This is a genomic window from Olivibacter sitiensis DSM 17696 (assembly GCF_000427965.1).
Classification (GTDB): domain Bacteria; phylum Bacteroidota; class Bacteroidia; order Sphingobacteriales; family Sphingobacteriaceae; genus Olivibacter; species Olivibacter sitiensis.
On the sequence record NZ_ATZA01000022.1, the window covers coordinates 42,726 to 65,225 of the forward strand.

Here is a 22,500-nt window from a genome sequence, read left to right on the forward strand (position 1 = left end):
GTTCTTATTCTACGGTCTTCCACCGGAACTTTGTTGTCATGATGCCTTTTGGAAACTCCTTTCCCATGCGGAAGCCAAGAAAATATTTGGGAGCAATCACCTGTTGTCCTTTTTTCGTACTTAAGTATGCTGCCCACCAAGAGAAAGTACTATTGGATATAATGGCTATATCTGCGTTCATAATAATTTGAAAGTCAATAATTTCACTGTTATTTGAGTAGAAATAGTTTTGACGATTTCCAAAAAAGGACTTGACCGTTGCTATATCGTCACTTACGAAAAAGATTCGATAACTGTCCAAATCGCCCAACTCCTTCAATTGCCTTTCGTAATACGTCATTGGGAGGGACAGGTCTCTTTTATAGTGGTTTTTGTAGTCCGTCAGACGGATGTGTACGGCAATATTTTTTTTAGCGTCATCGAAGAAATATTTACCGTAGCTATCGTTAAAGAGCGTTATATACTTTCTTTTTAAGCGTGGCTTGTTCCGCTCTTCCAATTGCCGATAGTAATAATCCGTTTGCCAATAGCCGTGATAAATCTCCCGGTAGCCGGGTTCAACAGGTTTAGGCGCTAGGAAATTAACGTGATAAATGTGTTTGAAGGTAAAAATCTGAGTGATCAATTTCGTTATCAAGGTATAAAGCTTGGTGTGAAAAAGCATGTTGGGGAGCCATCCAATATAGAAATAGCGCTGAAAATAAGCGTGATTTGGATAGAGGAAAAAGTAATATTTCTTTGGGTTCTTCTGTTTGAGATAACGCCAAAAGCAATATTGAAACAACTGATTGCCAAGACGGCCCTTAAATTCTACGCCAATCATTTCTTTTCTTTATTTAGGAATAATTTATCGATTAGGCTTGGATAGAACTGCCAAGCATAGATCCAGGGAGCCCACCAGTTTACTTTATACATTCGATGCAACATATATTGAGATAGAATAAAGCCTATGATATTGGCTGTTAAGGTAGCGTACGCGGCCCCAAGTATACCGAAATGACGTATGAAGGTGAAATTGAGGACGATGTTTATGCTTGCCGTGGCCAGAACGAGGAAGAAGTTCGTTTTCGCTTTTCCCACTGCCTCAAGCATGATGCCCACTTGTCGTCCGTAAGGAATGAATATGACGAACAGCAAAGTGATATTCAGCAAGGGAGCGGCATCTTCGTAGGTAGCGCCAGCGAGTAAATGGATGACTTGATCGCCAAAGATATATATGCCCAGCATAGCCGGTACGAGCAGGGCGAGGACACTGCCTACAGATTTTTCATATAAATATTTCACTGAGGAGCTGCCTTTCTCTTGGCTACGTTTGGCACCCTGTGGAAATACGATGGTGGCCATGGCATTGGTTGGGATTTCTACCAGGTTGGTGATGCGAATCGCCAAGTTGTAGGATGCCGCTGCAGATTTGGACAGGAGAGCACCAAGCATCCATTGATCGATATTGTTTGCCAATGAAGAACTGATAGAGCTTCCAAAGGAATATTTGCCAAAATTTAAGAGCTTTTTTACCCAATGGAAATCTAAATACCTGCTAAAATGTAGGTGTCGATTGGTAACCAGCCACGCAAAATAGGTACAGAGAATAGCCGAGCCAATTTGCAAATAGAGCAACTGGCGTAGACTGGGCACTACTTTATAGATATAGCAATATCCCACAAATAGGAGCAAGATGGCTTGCTTTGCTGTAATGGAAACAAAATTGCCTTTAAAGCTGAAATTAGCGAGTTCGGTTGCGTTCATGATATTTTGTAGTCCAGAAACAAAGAAGACGATCATATACAGGCATAATAAAGCACCGAAATCTTCATAAGCATAAATGCGGCTCAAAAATGGGCCGAGTGCCAAAACCAATAGGATGAGAATGGACGTAACCGTGAGACTGATGGCTAAGGAGGAAGTAAGTATCCGTTTTTTTTCTTGTTCAGTACCAGCTGCTAAATGCTTCACTAAGGCATTTTGTACCAGTCCGTTTCGCAACATTTCCAGGAAACTAACGGTGCCAACCAATAAGACCCATGCTCCGTATTCTTCCTTACTGAGAATACGTATCAACAACATGAAATTCAAGAAAGCCAACAGCACATTCATGCCGTTTTGCATCAAATTGATGAATCCCGATTTGATCCAATAATTGCTTTTCATGGTAGAAACTCCTTTTTGATCTGTGGATAAAGCTCCTCGTCTTCCTTGACTACCACAATTTTTACCTCGGACAATTTGGCATATATGGTTTCAAAACAATGAAAGTAGTGTTCTTCGCCTCTCTTGGAGAAAATGAGGTTGACGCCTCCAAAACAACAGGCGAGTGCTGCCGTTCCTCCATGCGTAGATATAAAATGCCTGGTATTGGCGTACACCAGCATCTGCATATGATTGAAGCTGCTAACCGATTCTTGGTGTTTTCGGTAAAGATCTTCCATCAAAATGACGTCTGGGTGTGTTTGTCTCAACCAATCAAGCTCCTCTAGGTCATATATTTCGCTGTTGTCTCCGGTAATCTGATTTGGTCGCGGTCTATTGTAGATGATTTGATAGTCGGCCTTTAACAAGGTGATTATCTGGTCTAGTCGTTCAATGCTGAAAAAGCTGATCGGAGGGCCATCCCATTCCATGTTGTATCTGTTGGCGATGACCAGTATGGGTTTCTCGTAGCGAAATAAGTCATTGGCAAAATGTTCCGCATATGGCACGGGAGCCCACTTCCTGATATTGTAATCGTGGCTGAAAAGTATTCTGGGCATCTCATAATTGTAGTTGTTTGCCGGATCCCTCTTCTCGAATATTTCTTGATGATCTGGAGAAAAGTAATACAGTGGACTGGTATACTTGCATCCTCTGGTTTGCTTTAAGGTTCCATTGAGGTAATGCCAATAGGCAAAGGGCGCGACAAATAAAAGCTCGGGGGCAAATTCGCCATTGAATTCCAAAACTTTGTATTTTTTTTTTCGCACGTAGTCGGCGAAGAAGTACTTCGCTTGGTGTATTTTGCAGTAATATGTATCGCGATAAAAATAGCGGTATATGCCCGGAACATGGCCATGCTTTATCCATACGTAAGCAGTTGTAAGTTTAAATAGCAATTTCCTCAACATGCGCTATCCCTTAATGTATTCTTTCCATTTCTTGGTATGTGCCGTAAAGCGGTGCCAGAAGGCGTTCCACAGCCCCCCCTCTGCTTCCAGTCTGCGTGAGGAGGTAAACACCTTGGCTCTGGGATTGTGCACTAGGGCTAGATTCCCTTTTTCCAGAAGCCGCATGGCCATGCGTCCGTCTTCTGCCTCGTCTACGAAATACGCGCTACCTAACGCATTGTCGTACATCCTGGCTTCATTCACCTGGAAGCCTTCCGTGCGTCGAGCTACCTCGGTAACAAACCCCATGCTGAGCCCCAGCACGTTTATATATTCCATTTTCCTTTTTCTGATTCGAATGAAAATACCGGTAATCATTTCATAAAGCAAATAAGGCAAGCGGCTTTTTCCTATTGGCGGAATGAAACAATAGCGACTGTATACCCCTACCGTTTTTTCGTTTTCTTCCATAGGTTGGATCATCAAATCTACCCAATCTGGCGGATATATGGTATCGGAATCCGCGCATAAGTGGTATTTCCCGCGTGCTTTTTCCAATCCAAGCTGTCGAGCATAGGGAGTGCCCTGTTTGGATTGAAGGTAGTTGATTACCCCAAGCTTGTCCAAAAGCACATTGGTATTGTCTGTCGAGTTGTTGTTGATGACGATGATTTCCACCGACCGCCGCGTGGAAGAATAAGCCAGGGATGACAAAGCCCTGAAGACTTGATCTTGCTCATTCCATGCAGGGATAACGATCGAAACCTCAGGCGCAGCAACCCGAAATCGCTGTAGCCTTTCTTTTAAGTCATCGAGTTCTGGCTTTGTCAATGTGGCGAAGGACTTTTCGGGATAGAGGTTTCTGGATACCCAGGATGGCAGAGAAAAAAGCATATCAAAAAAAGTAATCGAGGTTGAACTTTATGTGCCTATAAATGTGTCGTATGCATGCAATGAATAAGTTAGGTGAATTTCGTAACCCGCTTCTCTTCATGGTGCTTGGCTCCTCTTCGGTATTGCATTGTTCAAAGAGTGCTTGGTGGTCTACATAGGCAATACCTTTTCCCTTGTTTTTCAAAAAGGACATCATCATTTTATATTCCGTTTTATCACCTCTTTCACCTTCTACATATCGTCCAAATCTACTGAAAAAATCTTTCCTTCGTAGGTGAGGATGGTCGCTATAGGCATAGAACTTGCGGTATGAAGACAGAAAAGAATAGGGTTTAAAAAGCATCAATTGGAAGTCGGCTTTATAGGGCGTAAGGCAAGGGTATTTGAAATAGGCAAAGAAACGTGCAATATCTATCGAATGATCTTGCTCCAAGAGCGATATGGCCACGGCAAACTCTTTTCTGAATAAGGGAGTAGGTAGAAAATCTTCTTGTACATACAAGGTATAAGGTGTCCGTACGGCATCTTGGCCCTTGTTTATGTTATGTCCCAAACCTTTATTATGGGTAGTGGTTAGTATCCTGACCTTTTTGTTGTCGCATAGGAGGTCGATCATATGCAAATTCTCGGGTTTGCTGCCATCGTCGGCAATGATTATTTCGGCAAAGGACATCTGCAGGGCATCGAATTGTTGTAAGAGCCGCAGCAGGGAATGCGGCCTGTTGTAATGCGTGATAAGCAGTGTCACTCGGTCAAAAAAAAGATCCTTCCCTACCTCCATGTCCATTAACGAGCTTTTATTTTCATGGAAATATAATCCCAATGGAATTTGCAGGTTTTCAGTTGAAGATACAACCAGCGAAGGCTTCTTACGAAGACGTTGCTGCTTGTTTTCCACGAAGAGCGGAAATCGGCTGTGCTAGGTTCTTCATCGTTGTTTGCATGGTCAAAATTGCTGTTTATTTTCTTGTATATGAGCCCTCTGCCTTTTTTTTTCAAGAAGGATAGGCACATGGCATATTCGGTCGCATCGCTATTGTTCCCCGCGGTATATAAACCAAATTTCTCAAGAAAGGAGCTCTTTCGCAGGTGGGGCATATCACTGTACTGATAGAATTTCATATAGCCGTAATAATACCATTTAAACCTCATTTCCAAAAAGGAACCATCGTAAACCTTTGTATAAGGGTAGGGGAAATAGCCGTAGTATCGGATAATATCGATGGAGTCATCGGCTATCATGCAGGATAGCCCGTCACGAAAATTGGTTGCAAAGTCTACTTTTGGGACGAAATCTTCCTGTATGTATAAGGTGTAAGGAAGGGAAACCGCCCGCTGTCCCTTGTTGATGTTGTCCGCAAGACCACGATTGACCTCCGATGTGATGAGCTGATATTGAAAGGTCTTTTGCAATCGCAAAAGTTCCGCAAGATTGCCAGGATCACTGTGGTCGTCAGAAACAATGATTTCGCCAAAAGATATCCCATAATTTACGAACAGCTGTAGCAACCTAGAAAGGCTTTTGGGCCTATTGTAATGTGTGATCAGTAAAGCTACTTCAGGAAAATGATGCGTTCGACTAGTCATACAGAGGCTACAATCCAAAACAAAAATGGTACGGGTAAAGTTATGAAAAAAAAATAATAGGGCTTTAATACCTTATAGCCTGCCATCTACCCATTCTTTAGGCCATATACCCTTTATGTCATAGCATACTGTGCCACTAGCTTTGAACTTTTGAAGGGGAAAATCCCTAAATTCATGGTGTCCTACTGCCAATACGATACAGTCGTATCGGCTTTCCTCTTTTAGCGCTTCCAAAAGGTCTATTTGGTATTCTTTTTTTACCTCTTGTCGATTGGTCCATGGATCGTATACATCGGTATGAATGCCAAAAGACTGGAGTGTGCTGACCACATTGTACACTTTTGTGTTTCTTATATCAGGGCAGTTTTCCTTGAATGCAAAGCCCAGGATAAGAGCTCTCGAACCTTTTATATGGACGTTCTTTAAAGCCATGAGCTTGATGATCTCATGTGCTACGTATTCTCCCATGCCATCGTTCGTACGTCTTCCGCTGAGTATCACTTCTGGGTGATAGCCTGCTTTTTGGGCACGTTGGGCTAAATAGTATGGATCTACCCCAATACAATGACCGCCTACTAGACCGGGTTTGAATTTTAAAAAATTCCATTTTGTGCCGGCAGCTTCAAGGACTTCATGGGTGTCTATATCCAGTTTGTTGAATATCTTGGCCAGTTCGTTTACAAAGGCAATGTTTACATCTCTTTGCGCATTTTCGATTACCTTGGCAGCTTCCGCAACCTTGATGGAAGGAGCCATATAGGTGCCGGCTGTGATGACGGAATTATATACTTGGTCTATGACTTTTGCAGCTTGTGGATTTGATCCCGACGTGATTTTTAGGATATTGCTGAAAGTATGTGTTTTGTCTCCGGGATTAATCCGCTCGGGTGAATAGCCCACGTGGAAATCCTGGTTGAATTTTAGGCCGGAGGTGCTTTCCAATACGGGTACGCATTCCTCCTCCGTAGCTCCGGGGTAGACCGTTGATTCGTAAACTACGATATCACCTGGTTTCAATATCTGTCCAATCATTTTGCTCACCCTTCTCAGGGGTTCTAAATCTGGCGACTTCTGTTTGTCCACTGGTGTGGGAACTGTTACGATATAAAAATTGCAGTGGCGGATTTCCTCGATGCGGTTTGTGAGTCGGCTTTGCCGCTCTTTTGCCGAAATCAAAAAATCATGTAGGGTTTCGGGATTTATTTCCAAAGTATGATCATTGCCCTGCAACAATTCAGCAATGCGCGACTGATCTATGTCAAATCCCGTTACCGGATATTTGCTTGCCAGAGAGATTGCTAAAGGGAGGCCGACATAACCGAGGCCGACGACCGCAATATTGAGATTGGCAACAAGTGCTTTTTCCATCAATTAAGTAAATTAGATTAGGCGAAGGTAAAGTTCCTAGCATAAAAAAAGAAGAAATGACTTTTCTTCTAGTTCAAGTTCAGACGTCTGTTTTCTGGAAAAGTGCAGGAATGGTTTTGACTATGATCTTGAAATCTAACCAAAAGGAAAAATGTCGCGCATAGTAATTGTCCAATTCCTTTCGTTCTTTTTCAGACATGCCATTTTCTCTATCCTTCCTGATCTGCCATAGCCCTGTTAGACCGGCAGGCCCCAAGAAACGTTCGGCCCATTGGTCGGATGTAAGCATTTCTGCCTCATATAAGGGCAGGGGCCTGTTGCCTACCAAGCTCATATCTCCCTTAATTACATTCAGGAGTTGCGGGAGTTCGTCTATACTGGTTTTGCGCAAGAGCCTGCCTATTTTGGTTACCCTGGGGTCATTTTGGATTTTGATAAAAGTGGCTTCCTTATTGGAGCCGTCACTGACATATTGGTTATAGGGTTTTAGATCAGCAAGGGATTTGTCTGCATCCTGCCGCATGGTTCTGAATTTATAGAAATCAAAAATATGATAACCCCTCCCTACACGCTTACTTTTATATATTACAGGTCCGGGAGAGGTGAGTTTAATGGCAATAGCTATCAGAAAAGAAGGTATGAGAAATACAGTTAAGAGAAACACTGAAATGCTGACGTCGAAAAGTCTTTTTGTAAAAGGGAATTTATATCTCCTGATGTTATTTTTATCCATCATGTACGATTGGCGGTCTTTCGATGTAAAGCGGATTAAGAAATAAATACGTTTTACCAAATCTTCATAAGGGATTGGTATGGCATAATAGTCCTGAAATTTCAATGGCACAGCTGCACGTCGTTTTGTTATGGTCAAAGGTTGGTTGCCCAATATAATGATGGGGACTCGGTTTATTAGAGGCAGGCTCCTAATTATTCCCACGATCGCGAAATCGGTTTCTTGGCATGTTTCAAGGATAATGAGTGAAGGGGTTTCCAAGAGGTCAAGTTTTCCCAAGTATTGAAAAAGCTGTTCCTCATTTTGTATGTGAATGAGAACATCTGGAGGAATCCGATGTTGAATTTCAGAAAAAAAGCAGTTTCCTTGGTAAACGATCTTCATCAAATGGTTGCTGTTTTTTTAATTCATTGTTCTGTTTTTTCAGAGAATAGCGCTATAAAATAAAAAATATAGCTATTTGTCAGTTTGTTGCTTGTTTACCGATAGCAACTGATCTAGTTTTTCATGTAAATATCTTGGGTTAAAAGGTTTTCGAATAAGCAACTTTGTTTTCTCTCCCAAATCTGCTATTTCTGCATCAGTGGCCGAAGTGAGTATTACTATGGGAATATCTCGCCAGAGTCCGCTCACTTGCAAGTTTTCGATAAAGATTTTGCCATTTAAGAATGGCATATGCAGGTCTGCAATGATCAGGTCTGGATAATTACCTTCCATCAACCATTCTAGTGCCTCTTCACCATCATGTTTTACGACGATATTATATTTACTAGAAAGGACGTTTTTTAGTAAAAGTTGCATTATCTGGGCATCGTCTATAGCAAGTATAAGTTGTTTCATGATTGTTCGTTTCATCTATACTTTCTGCCAATGGTTTAAAGCATATGATAAATGCGATTTGTTCAGCAATTCAATGATATATAACGTGATATATAGGTGTTCAGTTGATAAGTTTCTTCTTGGTTCAGCAAATTTGTGTTTGTTAAGTATTGCTTTTTATTTTTTCTATGAGTTCTTTTCTCTTGTTAACCATGAGTTTGCTGTAAATCTTTTTTATATGCGTACGTACCGTATCGATGGATATCTGTAGTTTATCGCTTATTTCTTTATAAGAAAGATTGTCCACCAAGCATAGAGCTATTTCTTGCTCCCTGCTGGACAATACGGTTAGTATATTTCGACTTTCGCGCAGATAATTGACCAATACGTTCATGGCGGATTGGCTTAGGTTGGACTTGCCATTCAAGGCATCTTCAATGGCCTTTTTGATATCTGTAGAGATATTTTCCTTGTTTAAATAGCTAAAAGCACCATTTTGTAGGGCACGTACAATGTTCTTTTTGTCGATCATTGCCGTAAGCATGATTATCTTTGTTTTCGGATAGAGATTTAATACATGTTGGATCCCTTCAATACCATCTATATCAGGCATTTGTATATCTAATAATACGACGTTTGGAACTTGAGTTTTCGGAAGGGAATATAAATCTGAGATACTGTCGATTTCAAACGATACCTTGTATGCAGGATCACTATCTAAAATTTTTTGAACAATGGTTCTTATCAACTTGTCATCATCTATTATACCTACATAAACCATAACCTGAAGAGCGCTTTAGTTAATAAACAGTTACAAATATAATCAAATGCAGCTATTTGCGTGTCATCTTTTTGCTTTCTCCCAAACACTAGACTGTGTGCCTCTGAAATATTTGATTATGCCCATCACTACGGCATAGTTCATGACACAGAAATAAAATGGGATAAAAAAAAGCCTGATTTTAACCTTTTTTCGCTGAAAGTACATTCCCACAAGAGCTAAAAGGTAAAATATAGATTGCACCAGCAGAAGGGCGGCATAAACTTTAGACGGATTATCTTGGTACAGCCAGATATTTGTGAAAAAAATAACGGGAAGTAAGAAAGGGGTGATGGTCCATCTCAATACACGATGACTGATATACTGAAAGCTTAAAATCGGGTGTTTGAATGGATTGAATAGGGATTTGAGTCGCGATATGGACTGAATGCCCCCAGCAGCTATACGTATTCGTCTTTTTAGTTCTTCTCTGATGCTGATAGATGCTGTTTCTGTTGCATACGAATCGGGCTCATAGACGATGCGGTAACCAGCTTTTGCTATGGTCATGGATAGCATAAAATCATCTAAAATGGTGTCATGTGGAAGCTTCGTATAGAGGTGGGTCTTAATGCCGAAAAGCTCTCCTGCGGCGCCTACAACACTGTATAGCTCGCTATCCCATTTTTTTAACGTCGATTCGTATTTCCAGTAGATACCCTCGCCGATTCCGCTATCCTCGTCAGGGGCACGCGATATTACTCGTTTCTCGCCCGAGACAGCTCCTACCGAAAAGTTGTCATAGTGTTTGGCTATATTGATGAGTGCATCTTTGTTTAGAATAGCATTGGCATCTGTAAAGACCACTGTTTCAGTGCTGACATGTTGCATGGCCCTATCTATCGCTATGATTTTTCCTTCTCTTTTATCCTGATGCAACAGCAATAAATCGGAATGTTTCAATATAATCTCCGGAGAGTCGTCGGTAGAACCGTCAGTGACGAAAAGTATACGCAGCTTCCCCCTTGGATATGTTAGCGACTGACAGTTTTTGATTTTTTCTTCTAAACAGCCCGCCTCATTATAGGCTGCTATAATCAAGGTGCAAGTAGGCAGGCTATCATGATTTACTTCAAATGAATGACTTTTTTTATAAGAGGAAGAAGCCAGTCTTTTCAGCCTTGTAATTACGTAGAGAAGGATACCATATCCGATAAAAGAGTAAAAAACGATAAATACGGCAATCCAAAATAATAACACCATACGAACATGATTTGCAATGAGCTTCCTGCAAAAGTACAGTATCAATTTTTCAGATAGGAAGTTAAAATGAAAAAATAATGATTTTTATATATGAAATGTAAAAATAGCAGTCCTATTTGTGGGGAATTTTCTATATTAGGGTTGCTTTTTTTGCAAGAACACGCTTTCATATTGAAGTAATGCCGCCAACTGATTTTGTAGACGTTTCCATTATCACAGTCAATTTTAATCGGGCTGCTGTCACAGAGGACTTACTTTCATCGATATTTGGTGCAAGAGGCAAAAGGACATGTGAGGTGATTGTTGTAGATAACGGGAGTACCGAGAATCCCATTCCCGATTGGAAGAGACGATATACCTCATCTCCAATCCGCTTTATCCGATCGGAACGAAATCTAGGCTTTGCTGGGGGGAATAATCTGGCCATTCGGCAGGCAAGGGGGAAATATGTTTTTTTTGTGAACAACGATACCATTTTTACCAAGGGTTTAGTAGAAACCTTGATGGACACAATGGAAGCAAATGAGGAGATTGGCATGCTGTCACCACAGATCAACTATTACGAGCCAAGTGCCCTGGTTCAATATGTAGGCTTCACAAAGATGAACTATTATACCATGAGAAACTCATGTATGGGTTATCGGGTAGATGATGAAGGGCAATACAAGAATAAGGTATACCCTACCTCCTATATTCATGGTGCTGCCATGATGGTTAGAAAAAGTGCTCTTAAAAAAGCGGGACTAATGCCAGAAATTTACTTTCTCTATTATGAGGAAATGGACTGGTGCGAGCGGATCAAAGAGGCCGGTTATCAATGTTGGGTGGATACACATGCCCTGATCTATCACCGGGAATCGCTTTCGGTAGGAAGGGAAAGCGTCCTGAAGACCTATTATATGAACAGGAACAGAATACTGTTTGCGCGGCGAAATGCCAATTTCTTGCAGTTTGTATGTTTCTTTTTATACTTCTGTACGATTGTCTGCATGCGTAACACGCTGGTTTATATGAGAAAAAGGCAATATAGTCACATAGTTGCCCTGCTAAAGGCAGTCATGTGGAATGTCATGCACTTGTTTGATCCCGTAAGAAAGCAGCAATAGCTCAACCTATAGACAAGCTGAGCTTTATTATATAAAATACCAAAATTCAGGGATTTTTCCAGAGTGCCAATCTGATATTTTTATTTTATTGTTTTCAATTGTCAATGTTCAATGCGCCCCATCCGCTGAACAATATGGCTAAGGCTTTCCAGGCAACTTCCGCATCATTGAAGGTGTAAACGGGATCTTTTACCGTGATTTGCATTTCGGTTTGGGCTATCGGTCTCTGGATAATTTCCGTTGGTTTCATCACAAGGGTCGGCTCGGCCGAATCTTCGTAATAGATTTCCAATTGCAATATGCCATGGTCTTCCGGCAAATAAAAAGGATGGGTGAAATTGATGGTGTTGTTGAATAAGCTGGATGTGTAGGTCACCAATTTATAGAGCTGGGGCGATTGGGGGAGCGGATTATTTGGATCTGTTTCTGAAATATACGCTGATTTGAGTGTATAGGTGGATACGTCACAAACGTATCCCGCTACGGTTTCCTTGTTTGTTTCCGTTTGCCGGTCATATAGCGTATGATCTACGGTTCCTCCGCTTCCTACTCCCAAATCCGTGGAAGGGACATAGCTGAAAGACAGTTCGCGGTCTTCTTCCGCTATGTCGGGTGAATTGACCAAGGTGCGGAGGAAAACCTTACCCTCATCATTTCCTTTATCGTGGTAGTTGTCGAGCTCATAGCCAAAACCGGTGGCCTTTCCCAGCACGACATTATCCTTGATATAATAGGTGCATATATTGGCGTTCAGCATCAGGCTCAGTGCCACAAATGGATTTGTTTGTCCCACTTCCTGAAGAAGCGCCATCATGTTTTGGCCATCTCCTGCACCTTGTGCAAGCGCTAGAAACTGTTCGTGAACATCGTCCTTGGAGAAGTCGAGGCGTTCAATGAAATAGCCTAAGTCGACACCATGGCTGTACATGCCCATTTTGATGGTGCCTTCCGTAAAAGGAGTTGTTTCGGTAGGAAGTTCTGGTTGTTGGGCATCATCCTTTTTACTACAGCTTACAAGCAGGAACAGTGAAATGGCAAGGAACGTGGCAAAAATGTTTTTCATATCTCGTGTCGTTCGAGGGCAACAATCTTATTTTAGCGTGCTCAGGTCAACTTCGTCAATAGCTTTTTTCAGTGTTGCAAGATCTATGTTCGTACCTTTAAAAGAAAGGAGAAAGCGATTTGCATGCAGGAGTGTAATTTCCGATCTGGGATTGCCATCATAGTCCTTGGACTGCTCTACGGTGGCACGATTGCCTTTGATTTCCTCGGTTCGTTTAAATCCGTCCTTGGTTTCTTCTTCCATATCCATGTTGAGGGCATAGCTAGAGGTAATGATCATGGCGCTTCCCATCTCGCCGGCACCGTCGGTAATCGAAAAAGATATTTCTTTTCCCGAAGCCTCATCGGTATATTCGGCAGAGCCAGAGTTGATATTGAACAACTGGGCTTCACCTAAGGTCAGCTTGGTACGCTTGAGGCCTAAAAGACTTTCTGGAATGGCCGTTCGCAAGGCCTCTTTGGAGATGGGAGTGGTTTCCTGTAGTTTCTTTTGAAGTGCTTCTATATCGCCCATGCGGTCTGCTGCTTTTTTTAGTTGGTTTGCTCCCTTGATGGCATCGGTAATCCCCGCCGTTTTAGTTGCTCCTTCCTGTTGTTCCGATGAGCCCGATCCGCCACATGAAATGAGTGCGAATGAGATGAGTGTAGACCAGCAAAGTCTATTTTTGATATTCTTCATATACTCTAATAACGGGTTTTATGAGACCCAAAAATAAGCGATGCGCACTTACATTGTGCGGGCGCTGGACATGTTTTGAGGATTTGAGGGCTTCTGTTGAGGATTTGCCGCACTATCAGTAGGAAGTGAGGCGGTCCAAGTGGCTCTGCACTTCGTTCTTCTTTCCCATGGAAACGGGAATTTCCGTGCCATCAGTCATTTTTAGGAACAGTTTTTTTCGGTTGAATGACTTGATGTGCCTTAGGTTGACCAAGTGGGATTGATGCACACGTACAAATCCAGAAAAATCGAGCTTGCGCTCAAAGGTTTTCAGCGGCCGGGAAATGAGAATCGCTGGAGCGTTGCCTATAAAAAAACGGCAGTAATTGTTGTCGGCTTCTACCTGTATGATATCGGCGACAGATATCACATGTGTTTCTTCGGCCGTTTTCAGGACAATACGCGCTTCTTCCTTGCCATAGGAAATATTATGCAGGAAAGTCTCCAGTTGTTTCCGGTAGTGGAGGTCGTGTATTTGGCGTAGTGCCTTTTCTATGGCTTCTACCAGTTCTTCGTTGCGAAAGGGTTTCAACAGGAAATCCAGGGCGCTGTGCTTGATGGCCTGTAGGGCATAGTCTCCTTGTCCCGTGACAAAAATAACCTGAAAGTCTTCGTGCTCTTTGTCGCGTAAATGCTTCAGTAAAGAAAAAGCGTCACCATCCGGCAGGTTGATGTCAAGGAGGAGAAGTTGAGGGACATGTTGTTGAAAGTGTGTTTCGGCAGACGAAATGTCTTTAGCGGGATATATTCCCAACTGAGGAAAATGTTTCTTCACAGTATCGCATAGCATAGACAAGGAAGATTCATCGTCTTCCAAGATTAGCAGTGATACCTGTTGTTCTTTATTGCTCATCAGTCAAACATCGGGATAGACAAAGATATACATGTTCCAGGAAAATCGGCATCATCATTTTCAGCGGGGCTTATCTGCAAGACGATGGGCTGCTTATGGGTTTTGTTGTACTCCTCTATTTGCTGGCGTACAATGGCATTGCCGAAAGAGCGTCTTGATGCAGGTTCTTTTTCGTTGTTCGTAGTGAGCATGCCTTTCCCGTTATCGGTGATGTTGATCAATAGAATATTGTTTTTTCTGCTCACCGTAATCTGTATGAGGCCGTCAATTCGATGTTTCAGTCCATGGATCACGGCGTTCTCTACAAAGGGCTGGAGAAGCATGACGGGGATGCTTACATCTTCGGTATCCAATCCAGGTTCTACCTTGATGACGAAATCGAAAGGAGCCTTGCTGCCCATCTGTTGTATGATGAGGTAATGCCGAAGCATATCGAGCTCATCGGAAAGGCTCACGTAGATTTTGTCGGACGTTTCGAGTATGAGTCGCATGAGCGAGGCAAATTCAGTGAGGTAGGTCGTAGATTTCTCGGCATCATGGTGATGGATGAATTGCTTGACTTTGTCCAGGGCATTGAAAATGAAATGGGGATTCAGCTGCGCGCGCAAGAGCTGTTGTTTTATCTTGGACTGTTCTAGGGCTTGCCTGGTTCGCAGGTTGCGCAAACGGAGCCATACGACCGTCAAGATGAAGAAAAAGAGAATGGAGGAACCGCCTATCCAATATGCCAACTGATTTTTCCGAACCTGGTTTTCCGCTTGTAACGTTGTTATTTGCTGCTGTTTTTCAGCTGTTTCATAAGCAGTATTGATTTCGGCAATTTTTTCTGCCATATTGAGCTGGTGCAATGAATCTTTCAGGCCGATGAGCTGATGCAATGCAGTAACTGCCGAACGGTAGTCGCTTTGTTCCAGATATGCCTGCTGCAGATTGTCCAATAGCTGGAGTTTCTCTGTGGCGCTAGCGTTTGGCATGGCTTGCGTGTAAGCCGCTATGCCAGCTTTCAGTTTGCCCAACTGTACGCTTGCATAGCCCAGGTTGTTTAGCGTAATGGTTGAAACGGGCATGTTCAGTTCTTGTCTGAGTGTGAGGCTGTTTTGGGCATGTTTTTCGGCCAAAGACCATTCTTTCTGCGTGATGTAGAGGTTACTCAGGTTGGTGAGTATAACGGCTTCAACCGTGCGTAAACCCAATCGTCGAGACAAGGTTAACGCTTCCTGGAAAGTTTGCCGGGCAGGGCGGTATTGCTTTTGTTCCAGATACACTCCTGCTAGGTTGGTCATTATCTTTAGGCGAAGGCTGTCTTGATTGGGCAACAAGCCAAGGGCCATTTTGAAGTAGGATGTGGCCGTAGCTAATTGTTTGTTTTGGGCATGTATGATGGCAATTCCCGAATAGGCTTCTGCCAACAAGGTGTTTCCTTGAGGGGACTTCTTGAGGATGTCCACTGCGCGAATAAACACCTGTAGGGCCGAATCGGGTTTGTTCTTTAAAAGGAAGCTTTGTCCCAGCCCTATCAGGGCAGGGCCTTTATCTGGTTCTTGCTGTGCCTGTTCGATAAACGTGGTATATAGTAGTATGGCAGAATCCAACTGGTTGTGTCGCATAAGGCTATCCGCGATTTGTAGCTGATGTTCTAGAGGGACAGGCTCTGCATAGGCATTGGTACTATACTGTAAGAGTACGGCGTAGAACAAAAGTGCAGTGAGTTTTAAAGATTGCATCCAATAAATATAGATAATTTTGGGATTTTGCGGCCTTAATGGACAAAATTCACAGCCTTCTGGCAAATTGGTTCACTAATAGGTTTAAGCAATAGCACAGACTATAAAATAGCAAGGGTATAACCAGTCCATTGAGTAGCAAGTTGTGGCTGTCTAGAAGTTTGTTGAGCAAAAATCGGCCAATAAAATAGGTGGCAAAGCAGGTTGCAAAACCGCCGATGATACCCATTAAGACGAACTGCCAAGATGTACCTTTCCAATTGGATTTTCTGCTCGCCAGTACGGTACATAGCAAGGGATTGGCAAAAAAGAGTACAATAAACAAATTCAGAACCAAGTGCTGGCCCAGTGAAGGTGATAGGAAGCTTATCGTCTCTCTCATTAAGCTGTGGGATGCAGCGTATTGAAGCAATCCCAGTGTCGAACATGCAAATAGAACGTTATAGCAAAGTTTTTGATGGAAACCTCTATGACTGTCAAGAGGTCCATTTTTCTCCAGAGATTTAGGTTGAGAGGATTGGATGAATATACGTCTGATTATGAGATAGTCAAGCTTGATGGCGAATGCAATTGCCCCAACTTCGACAAATACCGATATGACTTGGATCCATTGATTGTACAATAGATCAAGGTACCTGTCGTGGCCAATAATAAAAGGAAGCAAGCCATTTAGCAGACCTATAAAAAAATAGCTCAGAGCAAGCCTTAAGATCGACAGCAGCAATGAAAACGTGAGCAATGAGGGGATTGTTTGGAGTTGTATCTTGCCCTTATCCATATTGATCTTGAGGATAAGGTACACAGTGAACCAGCCGACGAGCAACTCTATCACAATCGGAATCTCTAAGTTAGGCGTAAAGGTATAGGCATATTCGGTGTCGTACGGGCTAGGAAAGAATATAATGCTGATGAGTCCGAAGAGGTATTCAATGCCATATTGTATGATACTGACCAGAAAAGCGGTGAGTACGCTACCTAGTCGTTCTTGTAAGTTCGGGTTTTCTTGAGACGTTAGGAGCATTTCAGGTATTTCTGTTCAACCATATAAGTTTTGCACCATGCGAAAGGATGCTTCGAAACGCCAAAGATAGGCGTAATGCAAGTGACGTAAAATAACTGAAATCCATTAATTTCAGCTTTGATAAAAAGTATTAGTCTAGGTGCCGTTTTTATGCTTTTGGCAGCAGGAAGATAATTCGCCAGAAGGTATTCCCGTCATTCATACGCATTTTAACTTAAACTGCGCAATGCGATAAATTGTGTGTATATTTATCTCCCGCAATCGCCGATGGAGCCAGTTTAGGTCATTCTAAATGTGTTCTATTGGGGTGTCCAATAGTTAGGTCCTCGACTTAACAAGAAGTTAAATAGCAGATAGATAGCGACAAAAAATCAATGGAGAACTGGAAATTAATAGAATCAGAATACTTAGTTCGGGCGCCTTGGGCCGTACTTAGGAAAGATAAATGTGAAATGCCAAATGGACATATTGTCCCAGAATATTATGTGTTGGAATATCCCAATTGGGTCAATATGGTGGCATTGACTGCCGATAATCAATTTATTTTAGTAAAACAATACCGTCATGGCGTGGGTAAGGAAGTGTTGGAGATCTGTGGGGGAGTGATAGATCCTGGTGAGGATGCGTTGACGGCTGCCAAAAGGGAACTGCTGGAAGAAACAGGCTACGCATTCGATGATTTTAGGGAATTGGCAGTACTCTATCCCAATCCAGCTACTAGCAACAATATAACAACCACATTTCTGGCTACGGGTGGAGTTAAGGTGCAAGGGCAATCATTGGATGAGCAAGAGGAGATTGATGTTATTTGCTGTAGCCCTGATGAATTGAAGCAGTTGCTTAAAACCAATCAATTTGGGCAAGCGCTGCACACCGCAGCCCTGTTTTATGCCTTGGAAGAGCTTGGTTATATCCATCTATAGCCAAAATTATGGGTATTTATTTAACTTTGTCGCATGGCTAGAGAAATTTTCGAAAACAAGCGCAAGGCCTTGCGCATCAACCTGAATGAAGAAATATACGGCACCTTTGCCGAGATAGGGGCAGGGCAGGAAGTAGCCCGCAATTTTTTTACGGCCGGGGCGGCGTCAGGCACTATAGCAAAAACCATGAGTGCCTACGACATGGTTTTTAGTGATGCCATTTACGGGTCCGAGACCAACAAGCGTTATGTGAGTAGCTCGCGCTTAAAGAAAATGTTGGATCATGAATATGATTTGCTGACAGAGCGGCTCACGGGATCCAAATACCAGAACAGGAAGTTCTTTGCCTTTGCCAATACGGTCACAACATTGAATTTCAGTAAGACCAATGAACCGCATGGGTGGCTAGGCATCAAGTTTCAGCATGAAGTGGGGGGCGAGCCTAACGAGATTATGTTCCATGTGCGCTTGCTGGATAGCGACAATGTGTTGCAGAATGCGGTACTGGGCATTCTCGGTGTGAACCTCGTATTCGCGGCCTATTTTTATATCGATGATATACAAACGCTGATTGAGTCCTTGTCCGACAACATTGCGGCGAATGCCGTAGAGATAGATTTTGTAAAAGTAAAGGGCCCCGCATTTCAGAATGTCGACGAACGATTGATCAATCTCTATCTCATTGCCAAAGGCTACGCTACAGCAGCTATCTTTGACAAGGCGGGCAATGCGCGACAAGCGAAAGATTTTTTGTACAAGAAGAATGTCATCATCCTGATAACCAAATATAGACAGAAATCGACTCCAAATTTTGATCTGTTCAATAAGGCTGTCGACCAATTCAAACGTAATCTTGGCATTGACGATAGCGATCTGGTGGTAATGATTGAAGTATTGATGTCTAATGTGCTGGACGATCATCCGCAGTTGAGTAATGACGATTTGGCCTATTTTGCCGCCCGGGCGGAAGAACTGTGTGCTACGGGCAATCACGTACTGGTTTCCAACTTTACCAGAAACCATCAGCTTGCGGCCTTTTTGTCGCAGTTCAAACCGCGGAATGTGGGCATATCTACCAATATTTCCAACTTACGCAATATATTCAATTCGAAGAACTATAAGGAAAATTACACCGATGAGTTGTTGGCTTATGCCAGCGGACTCTTTAGCAAAAATGTGAAGCTCTATGCTTATCCATATTTGGACAAGAAAAATGACACCATCATTACCACAGCCAATATGCCTGTTTCTGAGGAAGCCAAGCCGCTGTTCGAGTTTTTGGTTAAGAACAAATATATTATCGATATCGAGAATTACGACGAAAAATTCGTAAAAACGGTATAAATTGTCTAACTGCTACAACAAAGGGCCAATACACAAAGTATCGGCCCTTTATTTTTTTGTTTACTAAGTGCTATTCGACTTCCTGCATCTCGTAGCTACTCAATGGAGGGCACGAGCAGATCAAAGACCTGTCGCCATGCGAGTCATTTACCCTACCTACCGATGGCCAGAACTTGTGTTCCTTTACATAAGGAAGTGGGAATGCCGCTTGTTGGCGACTATAGGGCCTATCCCAACTATCGCTACTAATGACATCTACGGTATGAGGAGCATTTTTCAGCACATTATTTTCTTTGTCTGCCACGCCATCGGCTACGCTTTCTATTTCCTTGCGAATAGCTATTAACGCATTGCAGAAGCGATCCAACTCTGCTTTTGGTTCCGACTCGGTAGGCTCTACCATAAGTGTGCCCGCTACAGGAAACGAAACAGTGGGCGCGTGGAAGCCATAATCCATGAGCCGTTTGGCTATATCGCCCACTTCTACGCCATGGTTCTTGAAGCTCCTACAGTCCAGTATCATTTCATGCGCACAACGTCCATTGGCACCAGCGTAGAGTACATCATAGTGAGATTCCAACCTAGACTTGATATAGTTGGCATTCAATATGGCGTATTTGGTGGCTTTTGCGAGTCCATCGGCACCCATCATGGCGATATAGGCATGCGATATGATTAGAATAGAGGCGGAGCCGAATGGAGCAGCAGCCACGGCGTTGATGGAATTGTTTTCCTTGATATCTACCACGGAATGGCCGGGCAGGAAAGGAACTAAATGTGTGGCCACACCAATAGGCCCCATACCCGGACCACCACCACCGTGCGGAATACAGAATGTTTTGTGCAGATTGAGGTGGCATACGTCAGCCCCTATGCTGGCAGGACTTGTCAAACCCACTTGCGCGTTCATGTTGGCGCCATCCATATAAACCTGTCCTCCGTTTTCATGGATTATTTGGCAAATGTCTACGATGGATTCCTCAAAGACACCGTGCGTAGAAGGATAGGTGACCATAAGACAACTTAGGTTGTCCTTGTACTGTGTTGCTTTTGCTTTCAGATCTTCTACATCTATATTCCCTTTATCATCACATTTGACCACGATGACCTTAAGTCCCGCCATAGCGGCCGAGGCGGGGTTGGTTCCATGAGCGGAGGCGGGAATGAGCACCACATTGCGGTGGCTATCACCTCTTTCTTCGTGGTAGGCCTTGATGACCATTAGGCCTGTATATTCGCCCTGCGCACCTGAATTGGGCTGAAAACTCATTTTGGCAAAGCCGGTAATTTCGCAAAGCCATTGGTTTAGCTCATTCAATACCTGCATATAGCCGCCCACCTGGTCTACAGGGGCAAAAGGATGGATATCGCTGAACTCACTCCAGGTTACGGGTATCATTTCCGTGGTGGCATTGAGTTTCATGGTACATGATCCCAGGGGGATCATCGAATGGCAGAGTGACAAGTCCTTGGATTCAAGTGACTTGATGTAGCGTAGCATTTCGTGTTCGGAATGGTGGCTATTGAATACCTCATGGGACAAAAAATCCGATTGGCGTTGTAAGTGGCTAGGAATAGTAGTTGCTAGCTGCTCTGCTAGACCGTCAAAATCGATGTCGTTGACGCTCTTGCCCTTGACCTTTGCAAATACCCTGGCGATGTTTTTAACGTCTTCCACAGTGGTTGTTTCATCAAGAGACAAGTGGATGGCACCATTTGCCCCATAGAAGAAATTCATTTCATTGTTCAAGGCTTCTGCGTGCAAGGAATTGGCGAGCTCTCCAGCTGCTATGTTTAGTGTGTCGAAAAAAGCTGGGTTCGACTGTTCGTACCCAAGCTCATGCAATACGCTAGAGAGAAGTACGGTCAATCCATGTATGCGTTCGGCAATGCCTTTAATACCCCTTGGCCCGTGGTATGCTGCGTAAAATCCAGCCATGATGGCCAACAGTGCCTGGGCCGTACAGATGTTGGAAGAGGCCTTGTCGCGACGGATATGCTGCTCGCGCGTTTGCAGGGCCATGCGCAATGCATAATTGCCGGCGCTGTCTATCGATACCCCAATGATGCGGCCAGGGATGTTTCGCTTATAGGCTTCCTTAGTAGCAAAATAAGCGGCATGAGGACCTCCAAAGCCCATTGGTATGCCAAATCTTTGAGATGAACCTACCACGACATCGGCTCCCCATTCGCCGGGAGGCGTCAATAGCGCTAAGCTCATGATATCTGCAATTACGCAAAGTGTGCTGCCCTGTTCGTGTAGGGTGCCTACAAAAGAAGTGTAGTCTACAATAGTGCCATCTGCGGCTGGATATTGAACTATTGCACCAAAGATGTTAGGCGTAAATTCAGCTTCCTTGAAATCCCCTATATGCAAATTAATGCCATATGATGATGCCCTTGTGCGTAGTACATCTAGCGTCTGCGGAAAGATATTTTCATCCACAAAATAAGTGTCGGCAGCTTTGTCCTTGCGCAAGTTATATTGCATAAACATCGCTTCTGCCGCTGCGGTGGCTTCATCCAATAGGCTCGCATTGGCTATTTCCATACCCGTCAGGTCTATGATGGCTGTCTGGAAATTAAGCAAAGCCTGAAGCCTACCCTGTGCAATTTCTGCCTGATAAGGCGTGTATTGCGTGTACCATCCCGGATTTTCAAATATATTTCTTTGTATTACGGTAGGTAAAGTCACATCGTAGTACCCTTTTCCTATATAAGATTTAAATATTTTGTTCTTTGACGCTACCTGTTTTATTTTTTTCAGATAAGCACTTTCGCTAAGCGCTTTGGGAAGATTGAGCGCCTTTTTCAGACGGATTTTTTCAGGGACAGTCTCCGATATCAAGTTGTCCAGGTTCGATGCATTGATTGTGGACAACATGTCGTCCGTGTCCTGTGCAGAAGTTGCGATATGTCTATCGGCAAATTCCTCTTTATAATTTATTTGTAAGCTCATTAGATCGTGAATGTGTCAAAATTCTGGAGTGTATTTCTGAAGGGCATTTGCAACCAATCACCCCGCAAATTTCTCGCAAAGCTATTAAAAAAACAAAGCACTTTTTTCGTGAATTGAAATTTTACCGTTCAAAAGCAAAGAGCACTTGCTAAATCAAAATTTTTAGGATATAATTATCCGTTTGTGTGATGTTTTCGGTTTTTAAGAAATCCAAAAACGAAGGACAATTTAATAAATTATTCGCTTACATTTGACAATTGTTTTGATTTTTGTGATTCAATCGGTGTTC

The 22,500-nt window shown here is 43.0% G+C and carries 20 protein-coding genes; 3 read left to right on the top strand and 17 right to left on the bottom strand.

Annotation, left to right across the window (positions count from 1 at the left end; genetic code table 11):
- Positions 1-4 precede the first annotated feature (4 nt).
- The 11 genes from A37S_RS0112560 to A37S_RS0112610 form a co-directional block, all read right to left on the bottom strand.
- On the bottom strand, positions 5-823 hold the full coding sequence (locus tag A37S_RS0112560; RefSeq protein ID WP_028297286.1) for an alpha-1,2-fucosyltransferase: 819 nt from the start codon (positions 821-823) through the stop codon (positions 5-7).
- Positions 820-2,148: a flippase gene (locus A37S_RS0112565; protein WP_028297287.1), complete on the bottom strand. Its 1,329-nt coding sequence runs from the start codon at positions 2,146-2,148 to the stop codon at positions 820-822. The genes A37S_RS0112560 and A37S_RS0112565 overlap by 4 nt, the downstream gene beginning before the upstream one ends.
- The gene (locus A37S_RS0112570) at positions 2,145-3,098 is read right to left on the bottom strand and encodes a hypothetical protein (protein ID WP_211229789.1); all 954 of its coding nucleotides are present in this window, start codon (positions 3,096-3,098) and stop codon (positions 2,145-2,147) included. Before A37S_RS0112570 ends, A37S_RS0112565 begins: the two co-directional genes overlap by 4 nt.
- Before the next feature lie 3 nt (positions 3,099-3,101).
- A complete protein-coding gene (locus tag A37S_RS0112575) occupies positions 3,102-3,971 on the bottom strand; it encodes a glycosyltransferase family 2 protein (protein WP_036602393.1) in 870 nt (289 codons plus the stop codon).
- Between the two features lies 1 nt (position 3,972).
- Entirely contained in the window at positions 3,973-4,752 is a 780-nt protein-coding gene (locus A37S_RS0112580) for a glycosyltransferase family 2 protein (protein WP_028297290.1), read from the bottom strand.
- Between the two features lie 5 nt (positions 4,753-4,757).
- Positions 4,758-5,558, bottom strand: a complete 801-nt coding sequence (locus tag A37S_RS0112585; protein ID WP_028297291.1) for a glycosyltransferase family 2 protein — start codon at positions 5,556-5,558, stop codon at positions 4,758-4,760.
- Positions 5,559-5,630: 72 nt separating this feature from the next.
- Entirely contained in the window at positions 5,631-6,926 is a 1,296-nt protein-coding gene (locus tag A37S_RS0112590) for a nucleotide sugar dehydrogenase (protein WP_028297292.1), read from the bottom strand.
- 79 nt (positions 6,927-7,005) lie between these two features.
- The gene (locus A37S_RS0112595; RefSeq protein WP_036602399.1) at positions 7,006-8,043 is read right to left on the bottom strand and encodes a sugar transferase; all 1,038 of its coding nucleotides are present in this window, start codon (positions 8,041-8,043) and stop codon (positions 7,006-7,008) included.
- A 72-nt stretch (positions 8,044-8,115) separates the two neighbouring features.
- Entirely contained in the window at positions 8,116-8,514 is a 399-nt protein-coding gene (locus A37S_RS0112600) for a response regulator (RefSeq protein WP_036602401.1), read from the bottom strand.
- Between the two features lie 127 nt (positions 8,515-8,641).
- On the bottom strand, positions 8,642-9,259 hold the full coding sequence (locus tag A37S_RS0112605; RefSeq protein WP_028297295.1) for a response regulator transcription factor: 618 nt from the start codon (positions 9,257-9,259) through the stop codon (positions 8,642-8,644).
- Positions 9,260-9,322: 63 nt separating this feature from the next.
- Positions 9,323-10,501, bottom strand: a complete 1,179-nt coding sequence (locus tag A37S_RS0112610) for a glycosyltransferase family 2 protein (protein WP_028297296.1) — start codon at positions 10,499-10,501, stop codon at positions 9,323-9,325.
- Between the two features lie 179 nt (positions 10,502-10,680).
- Between A37S_RS0112610 and A37S_RS0112615 the strand changes: the two genes are divergently transcribed.
- Positions 10,681-11,607: a glycosyltransferase family 2 protein gene (locus A37S_RS0112615; RefSeq protein ID WP_028297297.1), complete on the top strand. Its 927-nt coding sequence runs from the start codon at positions 10,681-10,683 to the stop codon at positions 11,605-11,607.
- A 94-nt stretch (positions 11,608-11,701) separates the two neighbouring features.
- Here A37S_RS0112615 and A37S_RS0112620 read toward each other — a convergent pair whose 3' ends face one another.
- The 5 genes from A37S_RS0112620 to A37S_RS0112640 all read right to left on the bottom strand — a co-directional run bounded on the left by A37S_RS0112620 (position 11,702) and on the right by A37S_RS0112640 (position 16,985).
- The gene (locus A37S_RS0112620; protein ID WP_028297298.1) at positions 11,702-12,670 is read right to left on the bottom strand and encodes a hypothetical protein; all 969 of its coding nucleotides are present in this window, start codon (positions 12,668-12,670) and stop codon (positions 11,702-11,704) included.
- Between the two features lie 27 nt (positions 12,671-12,697).
- Entirely contained in the window at positions 12,698-13,348 is a 651-nt protein-coding gene (locus tag A37S_RS0112625) for a hypothetical protein (protein WP_028297299.1), read from the bottom strand.
- Between the two features lie 115 nt (positions 13,349-13,463).
- On the bottom strand, positions 13,464-14,240 hold the full coding sequence (locus A37S_RS0112630; RefSeq protein ID WP_028297300.1) for a LytR/AlgR family response regulator transcription factor: 777 nt from the start codon (positions 14,238-14,240) through the stop codon (positions 13,464-13,466).
- The gene (locus A37S_RS0112635; RefSeq protein ID WP_157278626.1) at positions 14,240-15,964 is read right to left on the bottom strand and encodes a tetratricopeptide repeat-containing sensor histidine kinase; all 1,725 of its coding nucleotides are present in this window, start codon (positions 15,962-15,964) and stop codon (positions 14,240-14,242) included. The genes A37S_RS0112630 and A37S_RS0112635 overlap by 1 nt, the downstream gene beginning before the upstream one ends.
- Positions 15,965-16,013: 49 nt before the next feature.
- Positions 16,014-16,985, bottom strand: a complete 972-nt coding sequence (locus A37S_RS0112640; RefSeq protein WP_028297302.1) for a hypothetical protein — start codon at positions 16,983-16,985, stop codon at positions 16,014-16,016.
- 374 nt (positions 16,986-17,359) lie between these two features.
- On the opposite strand from A37S_RS0112640, the gene A37S_RS0112645 reads away from it, so the two are divergent.
- Together A37S_RS0112645 and A37S_RS0112650 are read left to right on the top strand one after the other, a co-directional pair.
- Entirely contained in the window at positions 17,360-17,908 is a 549-nt protein-coding gene (locus A37S_RS0112645; RefSeq protein WP_028297303.1) for an NUDIX hydrolase, read from the top strand.
- A 33-nt stretch (positions 17,909-17,941) separates the two neighbouring features.
- Positions 17,942-19,252, top strand: a complete 1,311-nt coding sequence (locus A37S_RS0112650) for a hypothetical protein (RefSeq protein WP_028297304.1) — start codon at positions 17,942-17,944, stop codon at positions 19,250-19,252.
- Positions 19,253-19,322: 70 nt separating this feature from the next.
- Here the strand turns inward: A37S_RS0112650 and gcvP are convergent, their stop codons facing one another.
- On the bottom strand, positions 19,323-22,211 hold the full coding sequence (gene gcvP / locus A37S_RS0112655) for an aminomethyl-transferring glycine dehydrogenase (RefSeq protein ID WP_028297305.1): 2,889 nt from the start codon (positions 22,209-22,211) through the stop codon (positions 19,323-19,325).
- Positions 22,212-22,500 lie beyond the last annotated feature (289 nt).

Coding starts and splice junctions, on each gene's coding strand:
- A37S_RS0112640 (WP_028297302.1), bottom strand. CDS start 16,985: ATGCTCCTAACGTCTCAAGAAAACCCGAACTTACAAGAACGACTAGGT.
- A37S_RS0112615 (WP_028297297.1), top strand. CDS start 10,681: ATGCCGCCAACTGATTTTGTAGACGTTTCCATTATCACAGTCAATTTT.
- A37S_RS0112575 (WP_036602393.1), bottom strand. CDS start 3,971: ATGCTTTTTTCTCTGCCATCCTGGGTATCCAGAAACCTCTATCCCGAA.
- A37S_RS0112560 (WP_028297286.1), bottom strand. CDS start 823: ATGATTGGCGTAGAATTTAAGGGCCGTCTTGGCAATCAGTTGTTTCAA.
- A37S_RS0112620 (WP_028297298.1), bottom strand. CDS start 12,670: ATGAAAAACATTTTTGCCACGTTCCTTGCCATTTCACTGTTCCTGCTT.
- A37S_RS0112650 (WP_028297304.1), top strand. CDS start 17,942: ATGGCTAGAGAAATTTTCGAAAACAAGCGCAAGGCCTTGCGCATCAAC.
- A37S_RS0112645 (WP_028297303.1), top strand. CDS start 17,360: ATGGAGAACTGGAAATTAATAGAATCAGAATACTTAGTTCGGGCGCCT.
- A37S_RS0112580 (WP_028297290.1), bottom strand. CDS start 4,752: ATGGAGGTAGGGAAGGATCTTTTTTTTGACCGAGTGACACTGCTTATC.
- A37S_RS0112630 (WP_028297300.1), bottom strand. CDS start 14,240: ATGAGCAATAAAGAACAACAGGTATCACTGCTAATCTTGGAAGACGAT.
- A37S_RS0112570 (WP_211229789.1), bottom strand. CDS start 3,098: ATGTTGAGGAAATTGCTATTTAAACTTACAACTGCTTACGTATGGATA.
- A37S_RS0112595 (WP_036602399.1), bottom strand. CDS start 8,043: ATGAAGATCGTTTACCAAGGAAACTGCTTTTTTTCTGAAATTCAACAT.
- A37S_RS0112590 (WP_028297292.1), bottom strand. CDS start 6,926: ATGGAAAAAGCACTTGTTGCCAATCTCAATATTGCGGTCGTCGGCCTC.
- A37S_RS0112635 (WP_157278626.1), bottom strand. CDS start 15,964: ATGCAATCTTTAAAACTCACTGCACTTTTGTTCTACGCCGTACTCTTA.
- A37S_RS0112625 (WP_028297299.1), bottom strand. CDS start 13,348: ATGAAGAATATCAAAAATAGACTTTGCTGGTCTACACTCATCTCATTC.
- A37S_RS0112605 (WP_028297295.1), bottom strand. CDS start 9,259: ATGGTTTATGTAGGTATAATAGATGATGACAAGTTGATAAGAACCATT.
- A37S_RS0112610 (WP_028297296.1), bottom strand. CDS start 10,501: ATGGTGTTATTATTTTGGATTGCCGTATTTATCGTTTTTTACTCTTTT.
- A37S_RS0112585 (WP_028297291.1), bottom strand. CDS start 5,558: ATGACTAGTCGAACGCATCATTTTCCTGAAGTAGCTTTACTGATCACA.
- A37S_RS0112565 (WP_028297287.1), bottom strand. CDS start 2,148: ATGAAAAGCAATTATTGGATCAAATCGGGATTCATCAATTTGATGCAA.
- A37S_RS0112600 (WP_036602401.1), bottom strand. CDS start 8,514: ATGAAACGAACAATCATGAAACAACTTATACTTGCTATAGACGATGCC.
- gcvP (WP_028297305.1), bottom strand. CDS start 22,211: ATGAGCTTACAAATAAATTATAAAGAGGAATTTGCCGATAGACATATC.